Here is a 16,548-nt window from a genome sequence, read left to right as displayed (position 1 = left end):
GCGACGTCGAGCAGCAGGTCGTGGCTCTCGGAGACCACCTCGGCGATGCGCGCATCGGGGCGGTCGGTCTTGTTCACGCACAGGATCACCGGGAGGTGCGCGGACAGCGCCTTGCGCAGCACGAACCTCGTCTGCGGCAGCGGACCCTCGGACGCGTCGACAAGAAGCAGCACGCCGTCGACCATCGACAGGCCGCGCTCCACCTCGCCACCGAAGTCGGCGTGGCCGGGTGTGTCGATCACGTTGATGACGGTCATGCTGCCGTCCGGGTTCAGACGGTGCACGGCGGTGTTCTTCGCCAGGATGGTGATGCCCTTTTCCTTCTCCAGGTCACCGGAGTCCATCAGGCGTTCGACGGTGTCGTCGCCACGGTGCGTCAGTGCCCCGGACTGCCGGAGCATGGCGTCGACGAGGGTGGTCTTACCGTGGTCGACGTGAGCGACGATGGCGACATTGCGAAAATCGGGGCGAGCATCCACGTCAAGATTGTCGCAGCGTGGGTGGGCATTCGCGAAAACGAGGGAAGGCGCCGGACGGTAGCGTGAAGTTCGAGAAGTTCGCCACGACCAAGCCCAAGAAGAAGTGCTGCCGAAGCAAGCCGCGATGCAAGCGGTGCCCGTTGGTGCTGCACAAGGTGCACAAGGCCGAGCTGTCGGGGATCCGGGGCAAGGAGCTCGAGAAGGTCTTCAAACGCGCCAGAAAGGCCTGATTACCTGGCCAAACGCGGGTTCCCGCTCGCGCGTCGACTGCTCGTCGTCCAGCGCGGAAGGCGTGGACGGACCGACACGCTGGCCCGGCACATCCAGCACCGGTCGACGCGGCGACCTCGGCGATGGCCGTCGAGACCCCGCTGCGGGGTTGCTGCCTGACGGTGTGCCGGATGTCACCCGTTCGTCGTCGAGCGTGGGCCTCGCGGATGAATCCGGGCGGCATCTGACGTGCCCGAGGCCCACGGTCGTCAGCCTTCGCGCAGCGCAACCGCCAGATTCGGCACCCACCCCCGGTCGGCGGGCACCCACTCCAACGCGTCCAGCTCGCCAGCGGTCACCCATCGCAGCGCGCGGTGGTCGCGCGGCTGGAGGCTGCCGCCAGTCTGCGTCACCAGATAGGCGCGCAACGTCATCGCATCGCCGAGAACGACGTCGTGGCCCAGCCGAGCGCCGACGGCTACCTCGACGCCTAGTTCCTCGTCCAGCTCGCGGGCCAGCGCATCGGCTTCGCTCTCGCCGGTGACTACCTTGCCGCCAGGGAGTTCCCACATGCCTGCCAGCTCCGGCGGTCGCTTGCGCTGGGCCACCAGCAGCGCGCGACCGGAGATCAGTGCACCCGCTACGACGACCTGGTTCGACACGCAGCGACGGTATAACGTCGGAACGATGGCTGTGTTAACGGACGAACAAGTGGACGCCGCACTGCCCGACCTCGACGGCTGGGAGCACTCCGACGGAACACTGCACCGGTCGATCAAGTTTCCGGCCTTCCTCGACGGCATCGACGCGGTCCGCCGGGTCGGCGAGCGGGCCGAACAGAAGGACCATCACCCCGACATCGACATCCGTTGGCGGACGGTGACTTTCACGCTCGTTACCCATTCGGAGGGTGGCATCACCGAAAAGGACCTCGAGATGGCTCGGGAGATCGACTCGATCGTCGGCCGGTAGCCGCAACCCACCCGAGGGTGGCCAGCGTGGCCACCACGTACACCAGCCCTGCCCACGCCAGGTACCACGGGCGACTGATCTCCCAGATGGTCGGCTGCGCGAAGCTCAGCAGCCACGGCACGCCGACGAGCGTCAGCACCAACCACCCCCAGCCGAGGATCCGAGCGCCGCGGCGGTCGCTCAGAGCGCCGTGCAACAACCAAATCATCAAGGGAACCAACCACACCCAGTGGTGGGTCCAAGAGATGGGCGAGAGCAGCAGTCCGAAGAGCTGAACGACGACGATCGCCCCGAGGCGGTCATCGGCGCCCACCGCCCGCCAGGCGAGGAGCGCGACGACCGCCGTCACCACCAGTGCGGCGACGACGACGGGTCCATAGCCCGCGTCGTGGCCAAGGATCCGTGACACCGCGCCACGCCACGACTGGTTGAACGACGTACCGATGGGACCGATCCGGTCGGCGTCGCCGAGCAAATCGGTGAAGTAGTACCGCGCCTGGTCGCCGAGCAATAGCATCGAAAGTCCAACGGTGCCAAAGAAGCTCACCGCCGAGAACGCCACGGCATCCCATCGGCGGGCACCGACGAAGTACAACCCGGAGACTGCGGGGGTGAGCTTGACGCCCGCGGCGAGCCCCACCAGAAGTCCCGAAAGCCACCCCCGGCTGCTGTCGACGGCGCAGAGCACCGCGAGAACCAGGACCACATTGATCTGGCCGTAGTCGAAGGTGCTCCGCAGTGGTTCGGTCCAGACGCCCACCGCCGTCCACGCCATCGCGAGACGGTGGTCGGGTTGGCCGAGCAGGCGAAGGCTGACCCACACCACGCCGTACAACGCGGCGATGGTCCCGAGCTGCCAGAGCAACGCCAACAGCCCAAACGGGACGAGGTGCAGCGGCCAGAACACCAGGGCGGCGAACGGCGGATAGGTGAAGGGCAGGGGAAAGTCGGGAGTCTGATCGGCATAGACGAAGTCGTACAGCGGCGCACCGGTGCCGATGGTCGCCGCGCCGCCGACGTAGACGTGTAGATCGACGAAGTTCGCGCCGTTTGGGGCCACGTACGTGAGGACCAGACGCGCGAGGATGCTCAGTGCGAGCAGGTACGGCGCGGCGCCGACGAGTCGGTCGCGCAGCGTGGCGGCGGGCCTGGCGGGTGTGGCGCTGATTGCTCCGACTGTAGTTAATCCCGTCGCTTCGCTCGCCAGGCCCGTCACTCCCGTCGCTTCGCTCGCCCAGGCCCGTCACTCCCGTCGCTTCGCTCGCCCAGGCCCGTCACTCCCGCCGCTTCGCTCGCCCAGGCCCGTTCGGTCACCATCGGCCGTCGTGTCAGTAACGGTTGCATAAATGCCACACGTGTCACTTGAGTAACTTCAGTAACTCCGTAGCTTCGGTGAAGACGTGCCCTCAACGGATCGGGAGAACCATGCACTTCGCCAGAAAATTGTTCGCCACCAGCGTGATTGCCGCCGCCTGCGCGGTACCCGGCGCACTGGTGCTCAGCGCTACCGCGTCGGCCGAACCGGCGCCCGCGCCGGCGATCCCGAACGTGCCGAACCTGCCCTTCCTCAATCCGGCGATGGCCCCGCAGATGTTGCAGGGACTCGCATCGGCGTTCTCCGGTGCGCCTGCCGCCGCGGCGGCCCCCGCCGCGCCCGCTCCCGCCGCCACGGCCTCGGTGTCGTTGCCTCAGGCGCCCGCCGCGCTTCCCGCAACGGGCCTTCCGGCGACCGGCCTTCCGGCCGCTGCTCCCGCGGCCGCCCCCGCCGCCCCGGCACCGGCACAGGGCTTGATCCCCACTGCCGAGGTGCAGATCCCTCAGGTCCCCGGCAGCCCCCTGCCCTTGCCGCAACAGGTCAACTTCCCCGGTGATCTGGCCTCCCTGATGCCGGCAGGCACTCCTCTGGCCAACCTGCTGCCCAAGTCACCGACCGCGGTCCCCGCCACGCTGCCCGCAACGGCCGCTGCACCCGCGGTGGCTGCCGCTCCTGCAGCCGTGGCAGCCGCCGTCCCGGCAGCACCGCCCAGCGCGATGGGCAACCTGGCGCCTCTGATGTTCCCGGTATCCGGCCTGCCCTGATCGCCGCCGAACTCGACCGCTAAACCTACGAATCAGGGAGAGCCATGCCATCGACCAGGACGCTGCTAGTCGCACTGGGTGCGTCGGCCGCGCTGACGCTGAGCGGTCAGCCGGCCGCCCACGCGGAACCCGCGCCACCGCTGCCGCTGCCCATCAGCGGGTTGCAAGCGCCTGGTCTGCCCGCGATGGAAAGCCTCGGGCCTGCCATTCAGCAGGCGGCGGGCGACCCGTCGAACGCCGCGTCAATGTTGATGGCCGCCGCCGCGGCGTTCGCGGGTAACAGTGCGGCACCGGACAGTTCGAAGAACGTGGCGGCGGCGGTGAACCAGTTCGTCGCCGATCCGCAGGTGGCTCACGTGCCTGCGGCGGGTGCGCTACCCGGTACCGAGGCGCATCTGCCGCAGGGCGTCAACCCCGCGCACGCCGCAGGGCCCGCTCCCGAGGCAGAGGGCCTCGCCGCGCCTGCCCCCGAGGCGGCGCCGGCTCCCGCGGCGGTACCTGCGCCCGACGCCGTCATTCCGGCACCCCCGCCTGCCCCGACGCCGGAGGCGGCCCCCGCGCCGGACGCCGTGCCCGCTCCCGACGCAGTGCCCCTGCCGGACGCGGCCCCACTGGCCGCACCCGTCGGCCCCGACGGGACGCCGTCCCCCGCGTTCGGCCCGGATGCCCCAACCACGCAGGACTTCATGTATCCGTCGATTGGCAACGGGTGCACCAGCGATGGCGGCAACGTGCTGGCGACGGCGATCTCGGTCGCTGGTCCCGCGTCGATCCCGAAACCCGGCCCTGGTCCCGGCCAGACGGCTTACGTGTTCACGGCGATGGGCACCCCCGGTCCCGCCGCGGTGCAGAAGCTGCCGCTCAATGTCACCTGGGTGAATCTCACGACGGGCAAGTCCGGTACCGCGACGCTCAAGCCGCAGGCAGACATCAACCCCCAGGGGCCGACGACGCTGACGGTCATCGCCGACACCGGATCGGGCAGCATCATGTCGACGATCTTCGGACAGGTCTCCACCACGGAGAAACAGTGTCAGTTCATGCCGACGATCGGCTCGACGGTCGTCCCCTGACGCCGACCGTCCGCGGAACTCGACCGGCGCGAGCGGGTCAGTAGGCCATGAACAGGATCATCTCGCGGTCGTACTCCCTGCCGGGGTGCGCCTCCGAGAGGTGCTGCTGGGTCTTCTCGACGAGGTCGTCCTCGTCGGTGCCGGTGATAGCCTCCCCGCAGGGACAGCTCAGGTGTGTTTTCGCCATGCGTTTACGATCCCACGAGCACGCAAGGCGAGACCTCCGCGCCTCGCCCTAGTGCGGGAATCAGGCCTTTGCCTTCGCTTCATCCATGGCTCAGGCCTTCGCCTTCGCTGCCGCCTTGGCGGCCTTCTTGTACGACCTCACCTTCTCCAGCGAGCCCGCATCGACGACATCGGCCACGGACATGTGCGTTCCCACGTTGCCGTAGTCCCCCGCTGCCTCGCGCCAACCCGCGGGCGTCACGCCGTACTGCTTGCCGAGCAACGCGAGGAAGATCCTCGCCTTTTGATCGCCGAAGCCGGGCAGGGACTTGACCCGACGCAGCACCTCGGCGCCGTCGGGATCACCGGCGGTCCAGATCGCGGCCGCCTCGCCGTCGTACTCGTCGACGATGGCTTGGGCCAGCGTCTGCAGGCGCTTGCCCATCGAGCCCGGAAACCGGTGCACCGCAGGTTTTTCCGAACACAGCGCGATGAAGGCCTCTGGCTCGTAGTCGGCGATCTGACGAGCGTCGAGCCCACCCATGCGATCGGCGAGCTTGCGCGGTCCGGCGAACGCCACCTCCATGGGGATCTGCTGATCAAGCATCATGCCGACCAGCAGCGCAAAGGGGTTGGACTCCAACAGCTCATCGGCGGCCGGATCTTGCACTAGCTGCAGTTTCGCCATTCGGCCAGTCTAAGGTGACCGGCCACCGGGACTTCGGCGGAGCCGACCGGCCGCAGTTGCTCGGGCATGGACGGGTTGGCCGGTTCGCGGGACTGTTTGCCGTGGGGTGTGCGATCGTTGAGCCGATACCGGGTGGATACACCGCTAGGAGACGGACATGAGACGGGTGATCGCGCCTATCGTCGCGGCGGTCGTTGCGGCAATTGCGTTGGCCGGCACGGCTCAAGCGGTGCCAGACCAGGGCACGCCGGCATTCGACGAATACCTGCAAGGCCTGGAACGCAATGGCTACCACCTGAATCCAGACACCGCCTGGCGAGTTGCTCACCAAGCGTGCATCGGCGGTTTTCCGGGATACATCGGGTTGGAACTGGCCGCTCAGGGTGTCATCGGCCCCGGAGCCCAGCAGCGAGTGATGGACGTGGCCAGAAAGTACGCCTGCCCCGTTCAGTAGGCGACGACGACTCGCCACTGGCCGCAGGCCCGGATCAGCAGGCGGCCGCGGCATCGTGGCGAGGACGTCTATCTGCAGTGTCGCCTTTCGGCCGGTCTAAGGTGACGAGCACCCGCACGAGATGTGAGGTGAGATGCCGGGCGAGCTTGCGATTGCACTGGTGGCAGCGCTGATTCTGGCCACCGCGGCGGCGGTCGTCGCGGTGCGCACCCGACGAGTCGTCGCGACCCCCACCGAGCGGGCCGTGCACGACGCGCTGCACACCGCCTCCCTCGCCGCGCACGCGTTGCGGCACGGACTCGACGCTGAATCCGCGCATCGTGCCGCGCCCGTCCTTCGGCAGCTCACCGGTGCCGATGCCGTCGTGGTGTTCGACGCTGCCGGTGATCGCTTGGCCCATGACCCGTCGGACCGTGCGACCTGGACACCCGACGCATTCGACGCCGCCGAACGCGCTGCAACCGAGGCGCTGGCGGGGCAGCGCCGCATCATGTCGGCGCACCGCGCCGGAGCGATGGTCGCCCAACCACTGCTCACCGACGACGGCGACGCGCTGGGCGTGCTGGTCGCGGTGACGTCCCGCCAGCCGGGGCCCGGCATGCTCGGCGCCATCGGCGAGGTCGCGAGCTACGCCGCCAGCCAGCTCGAGCTCGCCGACCTCGACGCGTCGCGCGCCCGCCTCGACCGTGCCGAGGTGCTGGCGTTGCGCGCCCAGATCAGTCCGCACTTCATCTACAACGCGCTCAACACCATTGCGTCGTTCGTGCGTACCGATCCCGACCGCGCCCGCGACCTGATCCTCGAGTTCGCCGACTTCACCCGCTACTCGTTTCGCGCCGCCGGGCAGTTCACCACGCTGGCCGACGAACTGCGCAACATCGACCGCTACCTGACGTTGGAGCGCGCCCGGTTCGGCGACGCTCTCGTCGTCCGGCTTCAGGTGGCGCCCGAGATGCTCGGCGTCGTCGTCCCGTTCCTGGCACTGCAACCGTTGGTGGAGAACGCGGTTCGGCACGGGTTCGCCGGTCGCGGCGGTGGCACCGTCGAGATCGTCGCGCGTGACGACGGCACCGACTGCGTCATCACCGTCGAGGACGACGGCGTCGGGATGGAACCCGAAGCCCTGCGATCCGGGCCCGCCGACGCATTGGCCGACGGGGTACCCAACGTGAACGGCCATTCGGCCCACGTCGGGCTGACGAATGTCGACCATCGCCTGCGGGCGGCGTTCGGAAACGACTACGGTCTGGTGGTCGAGACGGCCGTGGAAGCGGGTACCAAGGTCATCATGCGGGTCCCGAAGTTCCGGTCGGGAGTCCGGGCCGGCGGAGGTGCATTCGGGTGAGCAAGACGGACAGAGCCCTGCTCACCGTGCTGGCCGTCGACGACGAGGCACCCGCGCTCGACGAGCTGGTCTACCTGCTGGGCAGGCACGCCTGCATCGGCGAGGTGTTCCAGGCCAGCGATGCGACCTCGGCCCTTCGGGAGTTGAACCGTCAGGCCTTCGACGCGGTCTTCCTCGACATCAACATGCCGGGGCTGAGCGGTCTCGAGCTGGCAGGTGTGCTCGCCAACTACTCGTATCGTCCCGCCGTCGTGTTCGTGACGGCTCACGACGACAAGGCCGTCGAGGCGTTCGACGTCGGCGCCGTCGACTACCTACTCAAGCCAATCAGGCAGAGCAGGCTCGACGAGGCCGTGCGTCGGGTGCTCGCCGCACCGATCGACCAGCCCCGCGACGAAGTCAGAGACCAGAACGACGAAGACGACGTCATCCCCGCGGAGCTCGGGGGCATCACTCATCTGGTGCGCAGGGACAGCATCGGCTGGGTGGAGGCGGAGGGCGACTACGCGCGGCTGCACTCCGAGTCGGGCGCGCACCTGGTGCGGATTCCCCTGAGCATCCTCGAATCCCGTTGGCGGGACCGCGGATTTCAGCGCATCCACCGGTCCTACCTGGTGGCGCTGCGGTTGGTGATCGGGCTGCGGACGGCGGACGGCGCCGTGCTGGTACGCCTGCGCGCGAACGGCGCGTCGCCACCGGTGGAGCTGCCCGTCAGCCGACGACAGGCACGCGAACTGCGCGACCGGCTGATCCGGGAGCCGATGCGCAATCTCAGGCCGGGCGATGACTAGGCCGCAGCGGGAGCGGGTGATCCTGGCGAAGCGCCGGGGCGCCAGAGTCATCCGCACGCGCGTCGAGGTACAGGAGCAGACCCAGGTCGGCGACGCACTGGTGCGTGGCCTGGTGCGCGCCCAACTGGGCCTGGCCTTGCGGCTGGCCGCGGTGGTGGTGTGCGCGGTGGCGGCAATCCCGTTGCTGATGGGCATGTTTCCCGAGATCGCCGAGGTACACGTGCTCGGCATCCGACTGAACTGGCTGATCTTGGCGGTGCTCGTCTATCCGGTGTTGTACGGGGTCGGGCGGCTGTACGTGCGGCTGGCCGAGCAGGGTGAGAAGGACTTCGTCCGCGTCGTCGACGGCGAACCATGACCGGCGCACCGTTGACGGCTGCCGCCCTACTGGCTGCGGCCCTCGCCACGATCGGCATCGGCGTCTACGGCATCCGACTGTCCCGCACGACGTCGGACTTCCTGGTCGCCTCGCGTAGCATCGGCCCGCAGTGGAACGCGGCCGCCATCTCTGGCGAATACCTTTCGGCTGCATCGTTTCTCGGTGTCGCGGGTTTGATCGCAAAGTACGGTGCCGACGCGCTGTGGTATCCGGTGGGCTTCACCGCGGGGTACCTCGCCCTGCTGTTGTTCGTGGCCGCGCCGCTTCGCCGCTCGGGCGCCTACACCGTGCCCGACTTCGCCGAATTCCGTTTGGGTTCACCGCGATTGCGCAAGATCGCGATGCTCGTCGTGGTGGTGATCTGCGTCTTCTACCTGGTACCTCAGTATCAGGGCGCGGGGCTGGCGCTGAAAACGCTTCTGGGTCTGCCGGTCTGGGTCGGTCCGCTGGCGGTCGGCGCCATCGTGATCGTGAACGTCGTCGGCGGCGGAATGCGGTCGATAACGTTCGTTCAGGCCTTCCAGTATTGGTTGAAGCTGACGGCGATAGCCGTGCCCGCCCTGGCTCTGGCGGTGCTCTTCGTCCGCGACGGCGCAAACCTCGACGCACCACTGCCGCCCACCGTGTTGCAGCAGACCACCGTGACGGTCGAGACGGACGTGGTCGTCCAGGTCGCCGAGCCCGCGGGGATCCGGATCACCGGCGACGTCGACGGCCAGCGCGTGGCCGACACGCCGTTCGCCTCGCCGGGCCGGTACACGCTCGGTCGGGGCAGCACGTTGACGCTGGCAGCGGGTGCGGCGACACCGGTCGTCGCGGGTGCGCCGAGCACGGGCAGCGACTGGATCGCGTCGGGGCGCGGTCTGGGCGGCAGCCATCCTCTGTATCAAGTGCTGTCGATCATCGTCGCGACGTTCCTTGGCACGATGGGACTGCCCCACGTGCTGGTGCGGTTCTACACCAATCCCGACGGCAGGGCGGCTCGCCGGACCGCGCTGGCGGTGATCGCCCTGCTCTCGCTGTTCTATCTGTTTCCGACGCTGCTCGGCGTGTTCGCCAGACAGTTCGTGCCGCAGCTTCTCATCACCGGCACCTCGGACGCCGCCGTGCTGCTGCTGCCGAGTGCCGCGATCAGCGGAGGCGTCGGCGCCGTGCTGGCGGCTCTGGTGGCGGCCGGAGCCATCGCCGCATTCCTCGCGACGTCCTCGGGCCTACTCGTCAGCATCGCCGGCGCGCTGTCGACCGACGTGCTGCGGGGCCGGGTGCGTGACTTCCGCGTCGCCGCGCTGATCGGCGGGCTGGTGCCGATCCCGTTGGCGCTGCTGGCGTCGTCGTTGGAACTGTCGCGCAGCGTGGGCCTCGCCTTCGCGGTGGCGGCGTCGACGCTGTGCCCCCTGCTGGTGTTGGGCATCTGGTGGCGCGGGCTGACGAGCGTCGGGGCGGCGTGGGGGCTTGCGGTCGGCGGCGTGTCGTCCGGCGTGGCAACCACGTTGGCCATCACCGGCGGCATCGACGACCGACTGCTCGGTGGCTGGCCCGCCGCCATCGTCGGCTACCCCGCCGCCATCACCGTTCCACTGGCCTTTTTCACGATGGTGGTGGTCAGCCGGGTCACGGCGTCGTCGCGGCCACCGGACGTGGCCAGCGTCTTCGCCAGGATGCACGTCCCAGAAGGGCTGGGGATGGGCGTCGAGCGCTTGCCCCGCTCCTGACCTTCGGACCGTTCGTCGCCCGCGAGGAACCGCTCAGCGCAGGCCTGCCCGGCTTTGGCGTCCGGCCCACGAAACCGGCCCTGATGTGACCTGGCTCTCAATATGCTCACCTGCAAGTTCCGGCACACAATCGAATGTCAGGAGAGGACGCGGTGTCAACGACCGATCTTCCACCGGCCCACAGTGGCCAAGAGTTTCTCGACATGCAGGCGAGGCCCGAGTTCGTCGAGCTCAAGCGTCGCCTGCGCCGCTTCGTGTTTCCGATGACGGCGTTCTTCCTCATCTGGTACGCCACCTACGTCGTGCTGGGTGCGTTCGCCCACGACTTCATGGCCACCCCGGTGTTCGGCAACGTCAACGTCGGCCTGCTGATCGGGCTGGGCCAGTTCTTCACGACGTTCGCGATCACCGGCATCTACGTGCGCTTCGCCAACCGGGAGCTCGATCCGCGCGCGGCCGCGATCCGCGAAGAGCTGGAAGGACGCGTCAAGTGACCTTGTATGCAGCGGATTCCACGGTCGGCAACCCGGCCGCCAACATCGGCATCTTCGCCCTGTTCGTCGTCATCACGATGATCGTGGTGATCCGGGCCAGCAAGAAGAACGCCACTGCCGACGAGTTCTTCACCGGTGGGCGTTCGTTCTCCGGTCCGCAGAACGGCATCGCCATCGCCGGTGACTATCTCTCGGCGGCCAGCTTCCTCGGCATCGCAGGAGCCATCGCCGTCTACGGCTACGACGGCTTCCTGTATTCGATCGGCTTCCTGGTGGCTTGGCTGGTGGCGCTCCTGCTCGTCGCCGAATTGCTGCGCAACACGGGCAGATTCACGATGGCCGACGTACTCAGCTTCCGGCTCAAGCAGCGCCCGGTCCGGGTGGCGGCCGCCACGTCGACGCTGACGGTGTCGCTGTTCTACCTGCTCGCGCAGATGGCGGGCGCCGGCGGTCTGGTCGCGTTGCTGCTGGACATCAAGAGCAAGAGCGGGCAGTCGGTCGTGATCGCCGTGGTCGGCGTGCTGATGATCGTCTACGTGCTCGTCGGCGGCATGAAGGGCACCACCTGGGTGCAGATCATCAAGGCCGTGCTGTTGATCCTCGGCGCCGGACTCATGACGGTGATGGTGCTTGCCAAGTTCGGCCTGAACTTCTCCGAAATCCTCGGCTCTGCGCAATCGATGATCTCCAGTGCCACCACCGAGGGGGTCGCGAAGCGCGACGTCCTTGCCCCAGGGGCGCAGTACGGCGGTTCTCTGACCTCGCAGATCAACTTCATCTCCCTGGCGCTGGCCCTGGTGCTCGGTACCGCGGGACTGCCACACGTGCTGATGCGCTTCTACACGGTGCCCACGGCCAAGGAAGCCCGCCGCTCGGTGGTCTGGGCGATCGTGCTGATCGGCGCGTTCTACCTCTTCACCCTGGTGCTGGGCTACGGCGCGGCGGCACTGGTCGGACCCGACAAGATCCTCGCGGCAGCAGGCGGGGTCAACTCGGCGGCCCCGCTGCTGGCCTTCGAGCTGGGCGGCGTCGTGCTGCTCGGCGTCATCTCCGCAGTGGCGTTCGCCACGATCCTCGCGGTGGTCGCGGGCCTGACCATCACCGCGTCGGCGTCGTTCGCGCACGACATCTATGCCAGCGTGCTCAAGAACGACAAGGTGACCGAGGCCGAGCAGGTGAAGGTCTCGCGGATCACCGCGGTCGTGCTCGGCGTGTTGGCAATCGGTCTCGGCATCCTGGCCAACGGTCAGAACGTGGCGTTCCTGGTGGCATTGGCGTTCGCGGTCGCCGCAGCCGCCAACCTGCCGACGATCATCTACTCGCTGTACTGGACGCGCTTCAACACTCGCGGCGCGCTGTGGAGCATGTACGGCGGACTGATCTCGACCCTGATCCTGATCATCTTCTCCCCCGCCGTGTCGGGTGCGAAGACGGCGATGATCCCCAGTGTCGACTTCGCGTTCTTCCCGCTGGCCAACCCGGGCATCGTGTCGATTCCCCTGGCGTTCATCCTCGGCATCGTCGGGACGCTGAGCTCGTCGGACCCCGGCAACTTGGAGAAGAACGCCGAGATGGAGGTTCGGTCGCTGACCGGCATCGGCGCCGAGAAGGCCATCGCGCACTAAGCCGGCGCGGGTACTGCGGAAGATGACGGATATCGCCTGATATTCGTCATCTTCCGCAGTCTCGGGTGCACTCCGTAGTCTGGGCCACACCGCAGTCAGGGCCACACCGTAGTCAGGGCCACTCGTAGTCTGGGCCACACTGCGGAATCTCGCGCCACCGGGCGGTGTTGACCGCCACGTGCCTACGATTGCCCCAGTGACCGAGCCGCCGACCCACGCGACCGGCGGCCGGAGCCGCGACCGGATCGGCCTCGCGCTGCTGGCGTTCGCATTCACGACGGTCATGCTCGGCACCACGCTGCCGACCCCGATCTACGCGCTCTACTCCGACGAGATGCACTTCACGGTGCTGACGACCACCGTCATCTTCTCCACCTACGCCGTCGGCGTGCTCGTCGCACTGCTGGTGTTCGGCCGCTGGTCGGACGTGGTGGGCCGACGCCCGATGCTGCTGCTGGGCGCGGGCTTCGCACTGGCCAGTGCGGTGGTGTTCCTGTTCGCCGACGACGTGCCGGTGCTGGTGGTCGGCAGGCTCCTCTCCGGGCTCTCGGCAGGCATCTTCACCGGCACCGCGACCGCAGCGATCGTCGAGTCCGCGCCGGCAGACCAACGCGATCGTGCCACCGCCATCGCCACGGTCGCCAACATCGGCGGCCTTGGCACGGGCCCGCTTTTGGCAGGCGCCCTCGTCCAGTACGCCCCCGATCCGCTTCAGCTGTCGTTCGTCGTGCACATCGCGCTCGTCGCGCTGGCCATCGGAGCGGTGCTGCTGACGCCGGAGACATCCGGACGCACCGGACGCCTTGGCTTCCAACGACTCTCGGTGCCCGTCGAGACGCGTCCGATCTTCGTGACGGCCGCGACGGCCGCATTTGCAGGCTTCGCCGTCACGGGCCTCTTCATGGCGGTGGTGCCGACGTTCGTCAAGTCGGTGATCGGCATCGACAACCACTTCGTCGCGGGCATCGCGGCGAGCTCGATCTTCGTCGCCTCGGCGATCGCACAGCCCGCCGCCCGCCGCATTCCTTCGCGTCAGGCGATCGCGGTGGGGTGCGCGATACTCATCGTCGGCCTGGCCATTCTGGCTCTGGCACTTCATTTCTCGTCGCTGCCGACCTTGCTCGTCGCGGCGGTCGTCGCGGGTGTCGGGCAGGGCATCAGCTTCAGCCGCGGCCTGGCGGCGGTCGGCGAGAGCGTCCCCGCCGACCAGCGCGCCGAGGTCAGCTCGACGTACTTCGTCGTCGCCTACGTGGCCATTGCGCTGCCGGTGATCAGCGAGGGCTTCGCCTCACAGCAGCTCGGAATGCGCACGGCGGGTGTCAGCTTCACCGTCGTGGCGGCCGTGCTTGCGGCGCTGTGCCTGGTCGCGATCATCGTTCAGGAACGGCGCGCACCCGCCAAGAGTTGAGTGAATCTACCTAGGCCTCGGCGGCCAAGGCTCCCCTAGATTCACGGCATGGCTGCTCGTGTCTTTCCCAGCGCTGCCGAGATCGAGGCCGCGACGCCCAGCGACCGCGATCGCGCGATCGACGTCATCCGGATCGCCGCGCTCGTCGGCGTCGTCGTCGGTCACACGGTGATGGCGACCAGCATCATCGACGACGACGTCTTCCATTGGGGCAATCTGCTGACCACGTCCGTGGTCTTTCAGGCCCTCACCTGGGTCTTCCAGATCATGCCGCTGTTCTTCTTCGCCGGGGTGGCGGCGTCCGTCGGATCGTTTCGGGCCGGTGCGAGCTGGGGCGGGTGGTTGCTCAAGCGGTGCACACGGCTCTACCGGCCGGTGTTCTACTACCTGGCCTTCTGGGCGGTGGCGCTGGTCGTGCTGCGGCATCTGGTGCCCATTCGGGTGTACCAATCCATTGCGGGGATCTCGACCCAACTCCTGTGGTTTCTGGGGGCCTACGTCCTGGTCCTCGCGGCGGTCCCGCTGCTGACGCGAATCACTACGGCGCCGAGACTGATTGCGTCGGTGACGGTCTGCTACGGCGTGATCGCGCTCGTCGACGCCGTCCGCGTCGACGACTCGACATGGTCGGCGGTCGGCTACGTCAACCTCGTCGCCTGGCTGATCCCCGGCATGTTCGGCGTCGCCTACCGGCGCGAACTGATCACCACCCGCGGCGCGCTGCTGCTCGGCGCCGCCATGTGCGCCGTCAACGTGGCGTTGCTGCGGTTCGGACCGTACGAGTTGAGCCTCGTCGGCATCGACGGTCAACGGCTGAAGAACATGTTCCCGCCGTCGTTGCTTCTCACGGGTCACGCGATCATGATGTGCGCGTTCGCAATTGCCGCTGCACCCGCGATCGCTCGGTGGGCCGCGCGGCCGAGGGTGTGGCAGCTGGCGGTGATCGGCAACAGTGGCGCCATGACGCTGTACCTGTGGCACATGCCAGCGCTGCTGGGGGTACACCTGACGTTCGACTACCTCGGTCTGGCGCGCTGGCCCGGACAGCCGCACTTCGTGACGCTCAGCGTCGCGCAGTTGCTGGTGATGGCAGTGCTGGTGGGTGGCGCGTTCGTGACGTTGCGGCCGTTGGAGAACGACCCGCTGCCGCTCTGGGATGGCGGCAGCCTCACGAGCCAGGGGGTGCGCAGCGCCGTCGTCGGTTGGCTGCGGGGGGTCGCGGGAGCAGCCACCCAGGCCTCAGTCGGTTGGGGCCTGAAAGACCTAGGGCTCTACTGCGTTTCGGTAATGCTGCTGGCGTTGATCGGCGCGCGCCGGTTGGCAGGTGACGCCACGGCGTCGTCCGCGCCGCGCACGGCCGCTGGGGCCTGCTAACCGCTCTTGCGGCGGAACTCGCGGTGCGCCTCGGCGGGACCGGTCGACCGTGGACCGTGCTTGCGGCCGCCATCCTTGTGGTCGGTGCCGCCGCCCGCGTTGGCCTTCTTGCGTTCCAGCGCTTCGCGGAACTTGCGCTTGGTCTCGTCTTCGGGTTCCTCGGCCATGCGGCAAGACTAGCGCGCCACCGGTAGTTCGACCGCCGAGTTCACCGTGCCACGCCTCATCGCTTGCCCGGCGGCATGCCGTACAGGTGGGAGATCGGCATCGTCATCACGACGCGCCGGTCGTCGACCATCGCCTGCCGGAACTCGTCCCAGTCGGGGTGCTCTTGGCCTGCGATGCTGCGATGCAGCTGAATCAACGCCTCGACGGTGTCGTCGTCGGTCGTCGACGCGGGGGGTGTGAGAATCACGTCGCCCTCCGCGACCGCGTAGGCCCAGCCGTCGTCGGAGCTCACGTGTATCGACGCCCGCGGATCGCGCCGCAGGTTGCGGGTCTTGGCCCTGGGCTCGGTGATCGAGACCGAGATGGCGACCTCGCGCGGATCGAAGTGATAGGCGATGTTGGACAGTTGCGGCCGACCGTCTCGTTTGATCGTGGCCAGCACCCCCAGCGAGTGCCCGCTGATCAAGGCCAACAGCTTGTCGTCGAACACGTGACGGGTCATGGTTGCGAGCCTACGACCGCAGCGGGCGAGACCGGCCCGATTCTTCACCTCGCTTCCTAGACTGTTGGCATGACCGCGATCGGCGAAAGCGCCGTGGAAGGGGTATCCACCGCCGCGTGGACGCTGCACGAGCGTGGCATGGAGGCCGAGCGCTCCGACGGCGTGATCCGCGATCCGTTGGCGGTGGCGCTGGTGGACCGGATGCGGTACGACTACCACGGGTCCGATCAGTCGCCTGGCCCGTGGGCAGAACGATTGCGAACCCGCGCCGAATCCTCCTGGCACTCCGTCGATCTGCCGTCCGTCGCGGATATCGGACGTCCGGCGGGCATCCTGCCGGGGTTCGGATGACGCGCTACGTCGCCTTCCTCCGCGGCGTGAACGTGGGCGGGGTGAACTTGAAGATGGCCGACGTCGCCACGGCGTTGACCGAGGCCGGGTTCACGGACGTGACGACCGTTCTGGCGACCGGCAACGTGGTGCTCGACAGCACGGTCGAGGTCGCGGGCGTGCGCAGGAAAGCAGAAGCGGCGTTGCGTGACGCCTTCGGCTACGACGCGTGGGTCCTGGCTTACGAACTCGACGTCGTGCGGGCGATCTCGGAGGCGTACCCCTTCGAGAGGGAGGTCG

General features: G+C 68.1%; 22 protein-coding genes. 15 read left to right on the top strand and 7 right to left on the bottom strand.

The genetic code is table 11. From position 1 onward, the window contains the following. Positions 1–479, bottom strand: a 479-nt coding sequence (locus ABW137_RS09240; protein WP_526399108.1) for a GTP-binding protein, incomplete at its 3' end; no start/stop codon positions are given. A 62-nt stretch (positions 480–541) separates the two neighbouring features. On the opposite strand from ABW137_RS09240, the gene ABW137_RS09235 reads away from it, so the two are divergent. Next, complete coding sequence (locus tag ABW137_RS09235) at positions 542–709, top strand: hypothetical protein (protein ID WP_526399106.1); 168 nt, start codon at positions 542–544, stop codon at positions 707–709. A gap of 249 nt (positions 710–958) precedes the next feature. Here the strand turns inward: ABW137_RS09235 and ABW137_RS09230 are convergent, their stop codons facing one another. Next, positions 959–1,351 (bottom strand): (deoxy)nucleoside triphosphate pyrophosphohydrolase, encoded by a 393-nt coding sequence (locus tag ABW137_RS09230; protein WP_526399104.1) that lies wholly within the window; start codon positions 1,349–1,351, stop codon positions 959–961. A gap of 25 nt (positions 1,352–1,376) precedes the next feature. Between ABW137_RS09230 and ABW137_RS09225 the strand changes: the two genes are divergently transcribed. Continuing rightward, positions 1,377–1,661: a 4a-hydroxytetrahydrobiopterin dehydratase gene (locus ABW137_RS09225; protein WP_526399102.1), complete on the top strand. Its 285-nt coding sequence runs from the start codon at positions 1,377–1,379 to the stop codon at positions 1,659–1,661. On the opposite strand, the gene ABW137_RS09220 is transcribed toward ABW137_RS09225, so the two are convergent. Further along, positions 1,606–2,868, bottom strand: a complete 1,263-nt coding sequence (locus ABW137_RS09220) for a mannosyltransferase (protein WP_526399110.1) — start codon at positions 2,866–2,868, stop codon at positions 1,606–1,608. The two genes, ABW137_RS09225 and ABW137_RS09220, sit on opposite strands and share 56 nt — an antisense overlap. Before the next feature lie 218 nt (positions 2,869–3,086). On the opposite strand from ABW137_RS09220, the gene ABW137_RS09215 reads away from it, so the two are divergent. Next, entirely contained in the window at positions 3,087–3,740 is a 654-nt protein-coding gene (locus tag ABW137_RS09215; protein ID WP_526399100.1) for a hypothetical protein, read from the top strand. A gap of 44 nt (positions 3,741–3,784) precedes the next feature. Further along, positions 3,785–4,813 (top strand): Rv1157c family protein, encoded by a 1,029-nt coding sequence (locus ABW137_RS09210; protein ID WP_526399098.1) that lies wholly within the window; start codon positions 3,785–3,787, stop codon positions 4,811–4,813. A gap of 37 nt (positions 4,814–4,850) precedes the next feature. Here the strand turns inward: ABW137_RS09210 and ABW137_RS09205 are convergent, their stop codons facing one another. Together ABW137_RS09205 and ABW137_RS09200 are read right to left on the bottom strand one after the other, a co-directional pair. Beyond that, positions 4,851–5,000: a DUF1059 domain-containing protein gene (locus ABW137_RS09205; RefSeq protein ID WP_526399096.1), complete on the bottom strand. Its 150-nt coding sequence runs from the start codon at positions 4,998–5,000 to the stop codon at positions 4,851–4,853. A 90-nt stretch (positions 5,001–5,090) separates the two neighbouring features. Beyond that, on the bottom strand, positions 5,091–5,666 hold the full coding sequence (locus tag ABW137_RS09200) for an HhH-GPD-type base excision DNA repair protein (RefSeq protein ID WP_526399094.1): 576 nt from the start codon (positions 5,664–5,666) through the stop codon (positions 5,091–5,093). Positions 5,667–5,823: 157 nt separating this feature from the next. Here ABW137_RS09200 and ABW137_RS09195 point away from each other — a divergent pair, with 157 nt between their 5' ends. The 9 genes from ABW137_RS09195 to ABW137_RS09155 all read left to right on the top strand — a co-directional run bounded on the left by ABW137_RS09195 (position 5,824) and on the right by ABW137_RS09155 (position 15,248). Further along, positions 5,824–6,120, top strand: coding sequence for a DUF732 domain-containing protein (locus ABW137_RS09195; protein WP_526399092.1), 297 nt, complete (start codon positions 5,824–5,826; stop codon positions 6,118–6,120). 133 nt (positions 6,121–6,253) lie between these two features. Next, a complete protein-coding gene (locus tag ABW137_RS09190) occupies positions 6,254–7,465 on the top strand; it encodes a sensor histidine kinase (protein ID WP_526399090.1) in 1,212 nt (403 codons plus the stop codon). Next, entirely contained in the window at positions 7,462–8,256 is a 795-nt protein-coding gene (locus tag ABW137_RS09185; RefSeq protein WP_526399088.1) for a LytR/AlgR family response regulator transcription factor, read from the top strand. The genes ABW137_RS09190 and ABW137_RS09185 overlap by 4 nt, the downstream gene beginning before the upstream one ends. Further along, a complete protein-coding gene (locus tag ABW137_RS09180) occupies positions 8,249–8,614 on the top strand; it encodes a hypothetical protein (protein WP_526399086.1) in 366 nt (121 codons plus the stop codon). Before ABW137_RS09185 ends, ABW137_RS09180 begins: the two co-directional genes overlap by 8 nt. Continuing rightward, a complete protein-coding gene (locus ABW137_RS09175; RefSeq protein WP_526399084.1) occupies positions 8,611–10,347 on the top strand; it encodes a sodium/solute symporter in 1,737 nt (578 codons plus the stop codon). Before ABW137_RS09180 ends, ABW137_RS09175 begins: the two co-directional genes overlap by 4 nt. A gap of 152 nt (positions 10,348–10,499) precedes the next feature. Further along, a complete protein-coding gene (locus tag ABW137_RS09170; protein WP_526399082.1) occupies positions 10,500–10,841 on the top strand; it encodes a DUF485 domain-containing protein in 342 nt (113 codons plus the stop codon). After that, positions 10,838–12,466: a monocarboxylic acid transporter gene (locus ABW137_RS09165; RefSeq protein WP_526399080.1), complete on the top strand. Its 1,629-nt coding sequence runs from the start codon at positions 10,838–10,840 to the stop codon at positions 12,464–12,466. The genes ABW137_RS09170 and ABW137_RS09165 overlap by 4 nt, the downstream gene beginning before the upstream one ends. A gap of 196 nt (positions 12,467–12,662) precedes the next feature. After that, complete coding sequence (locus ABW137_RS09160; protein WP_526399078.1) at positions 12,663–13,874, top strand: MFS transporter; 1,212 nt, start codon at positions 12,663–12,665, stop codon at positions 13,872–13,874. A 48-nt stretch (positions 13,875–13,922) separates the two neighbouring features. Further along, positions 13,923–15,248, top strand: coding sequence for an acyltransferase family protein (locus ABW137_RS09155; protein ID WP_526399076.1), 1,326 nt, complete (start codon positions 13,923–13,925; stop codon positions 15,246–15,248). Here the strand turns inward: ABW137_RS09155 and ABW137_RS09150 are convergent. Continuing rightward, a complete protein-coding gene (locus ABW137_RS09150) occupies positions 15,245–15,415 on the bottom strand; it encodes a DUF5302 family protein (protein ID WP_526399074.1) in 171 nt (56 codons plus the stop codon). The genes ABW137_RS09155 and ABW137_RS09150 overlap by 4 nt on opposite strands. A gap of 56 nt (positions 15,416–15,471) precedes the next feature. Further along, entirely contained in the window at positions 15,472–15,918 is a 447-nt protein-coding gene (locus tag ABW137_RS09145) for a PPOX class F420-dependent oxidoreductase (protein ID WP_526399072.1), read from the bottom strand. Positions 15,919–15,987: 69 nt separating this feature from the next. Here ABW137_RS09145 and ABW137_RS09140 point away from each other — a divergent pair, with 69 nt between their 5' ends. Both ABW137_RS09140 and ABW137_RS09135 read left to right on the top strand, forming a co-directional pair. Continuing rightward, positions 15,988–16,269, top strand: coding sequence for a hypothetical protein (locus ABW137_RS09140; protein WP_526399070.1), 282 nt, complete (start codon positions 15,988–15,990; stop codon positions 16,267–16,269). Beyond that, a partial coding sequence (locus ABW137_RS09135) for a DUF1697 domain-containing protein (protein ID WP_526399068.1) occupies positions 16,266–16,548 on the top strand: 283 nt, incomplete at its 3' end. The genes ABW137_RS09140 and ABW137_RS09135, both read left to right, overlap by 4 nt.

It is taken from the genome of Mycobacterium sp. (assembly GCF_040509115.1).
Classification (GTDB): Bacteria; Actinomycetota; Actinomycetes; order Mycobacteriales; family Mycobacteriaceae; genus Mycobacterium.
This window is presented reverse-complemented; position numbering and strand designations above follow the sequence as displayed.

What these genes read in the sequence shown, in the direction of transcription:
- ABW137_RS09190 (WP_526399090.1), top strand. Translation starts at nt 6,254, where the DNA reads ATGCCGGGCGAGCTTGCGATTGCACTGGTGGCAGCGCTGATTCTGGCC.
- ABW137_RS09215 (WP_526399100.1), top strand. Translation starts at nt 3,087, where the DNA reads ATGCACTTCGCCAGAAAATTGTTCGCCACCAGCGTGATTGCCGCCGCC.
- ABW137_RS09180 (WP_526399086.1), top strand. Translation starts at nt 8,249, where the DNA reads ATGACTAGGCCGCAGCGGGAGCGGGTGATCCTGGCGAAGCGCCGGGGC.
- ABW137_RS09200 (WP_526399094.1), bottom strand. Translation starts at nt 5,666, where the DNA reads ATGGCGAAACTGCAGCTAGTGCAAGATCCGGCCGCCGATGAGCTGTTG.
- ABW137_RS09205 (WP_526399096.1), bottom strand. Translation starts at nt 5,000, where the DNA reads ATGGCGAAAACACACCTGAGCTGTCCCTGCGGGGAGGCTATCACCGGC.
- ABW137_RS09175 (WP_526399084.1), top strand. Translation starts at nt 8,611, where the DNA reads ATGACCGGCGCACCGTTGACGGCTGCCGCCCTACTGGCTGCGGCCCTC.
- ABW137_RS09210 (WP_526399098.1), top strand. Translation starts at nt 3,785, where the DNA reads ATGCCATCGACCAGGACGCTGCTAGTCGCACTGGGTGCGTCGGCCGCG.
- ABW137_RS09150 (WP_526399074.1), bottom strand. Translation starts at nt 15,415, where the DNA reads ATGGCCGAGGAACCCGAAGACGAGACCAAGCGCAAGTTCCGCGAAGCG.
- ABW137_RS09225 (WP_526399102.1), top strand. Translation starts at nt 1,377, where the DNA reads ATGGCTGTGTTAACGGACGAACAAGTGGACGCCGCACTGCCCGACCTC.
- ABW137_RS09195 (WP_526399092.1), top strand. Translation starts at nt 5,824, where the DNA reads ATGAGACGGGTGATCGCGCCTATCGTCGCGGCGGTCGTTGCGGCAATT.
- ABW137_RS09140 (WP_526399070.1), top strand. Translation starts at nt 15,988, where the DNA reads ATGACCGCGATCGGCGAAAGCGCCGTGGAAGGGGTATCCACCGCCGCG.
- ABW137_RS09155 (WP_526399076.1), top strand. Translation starts at nt 13,923, where the DNA reads ATGGCTGCTCGTGTCTTTCCCAGCGCTGCCGAGATCGAGGCCGCGACG.
- ABW137_RS09145 (WP_526399072.1), bottom strand. Translation starts at nt 15,918, where the DNA reads ATGACCCGTCACGTGTTCGACGACAAGCTGTTGGCCTTGATCAGCGGG.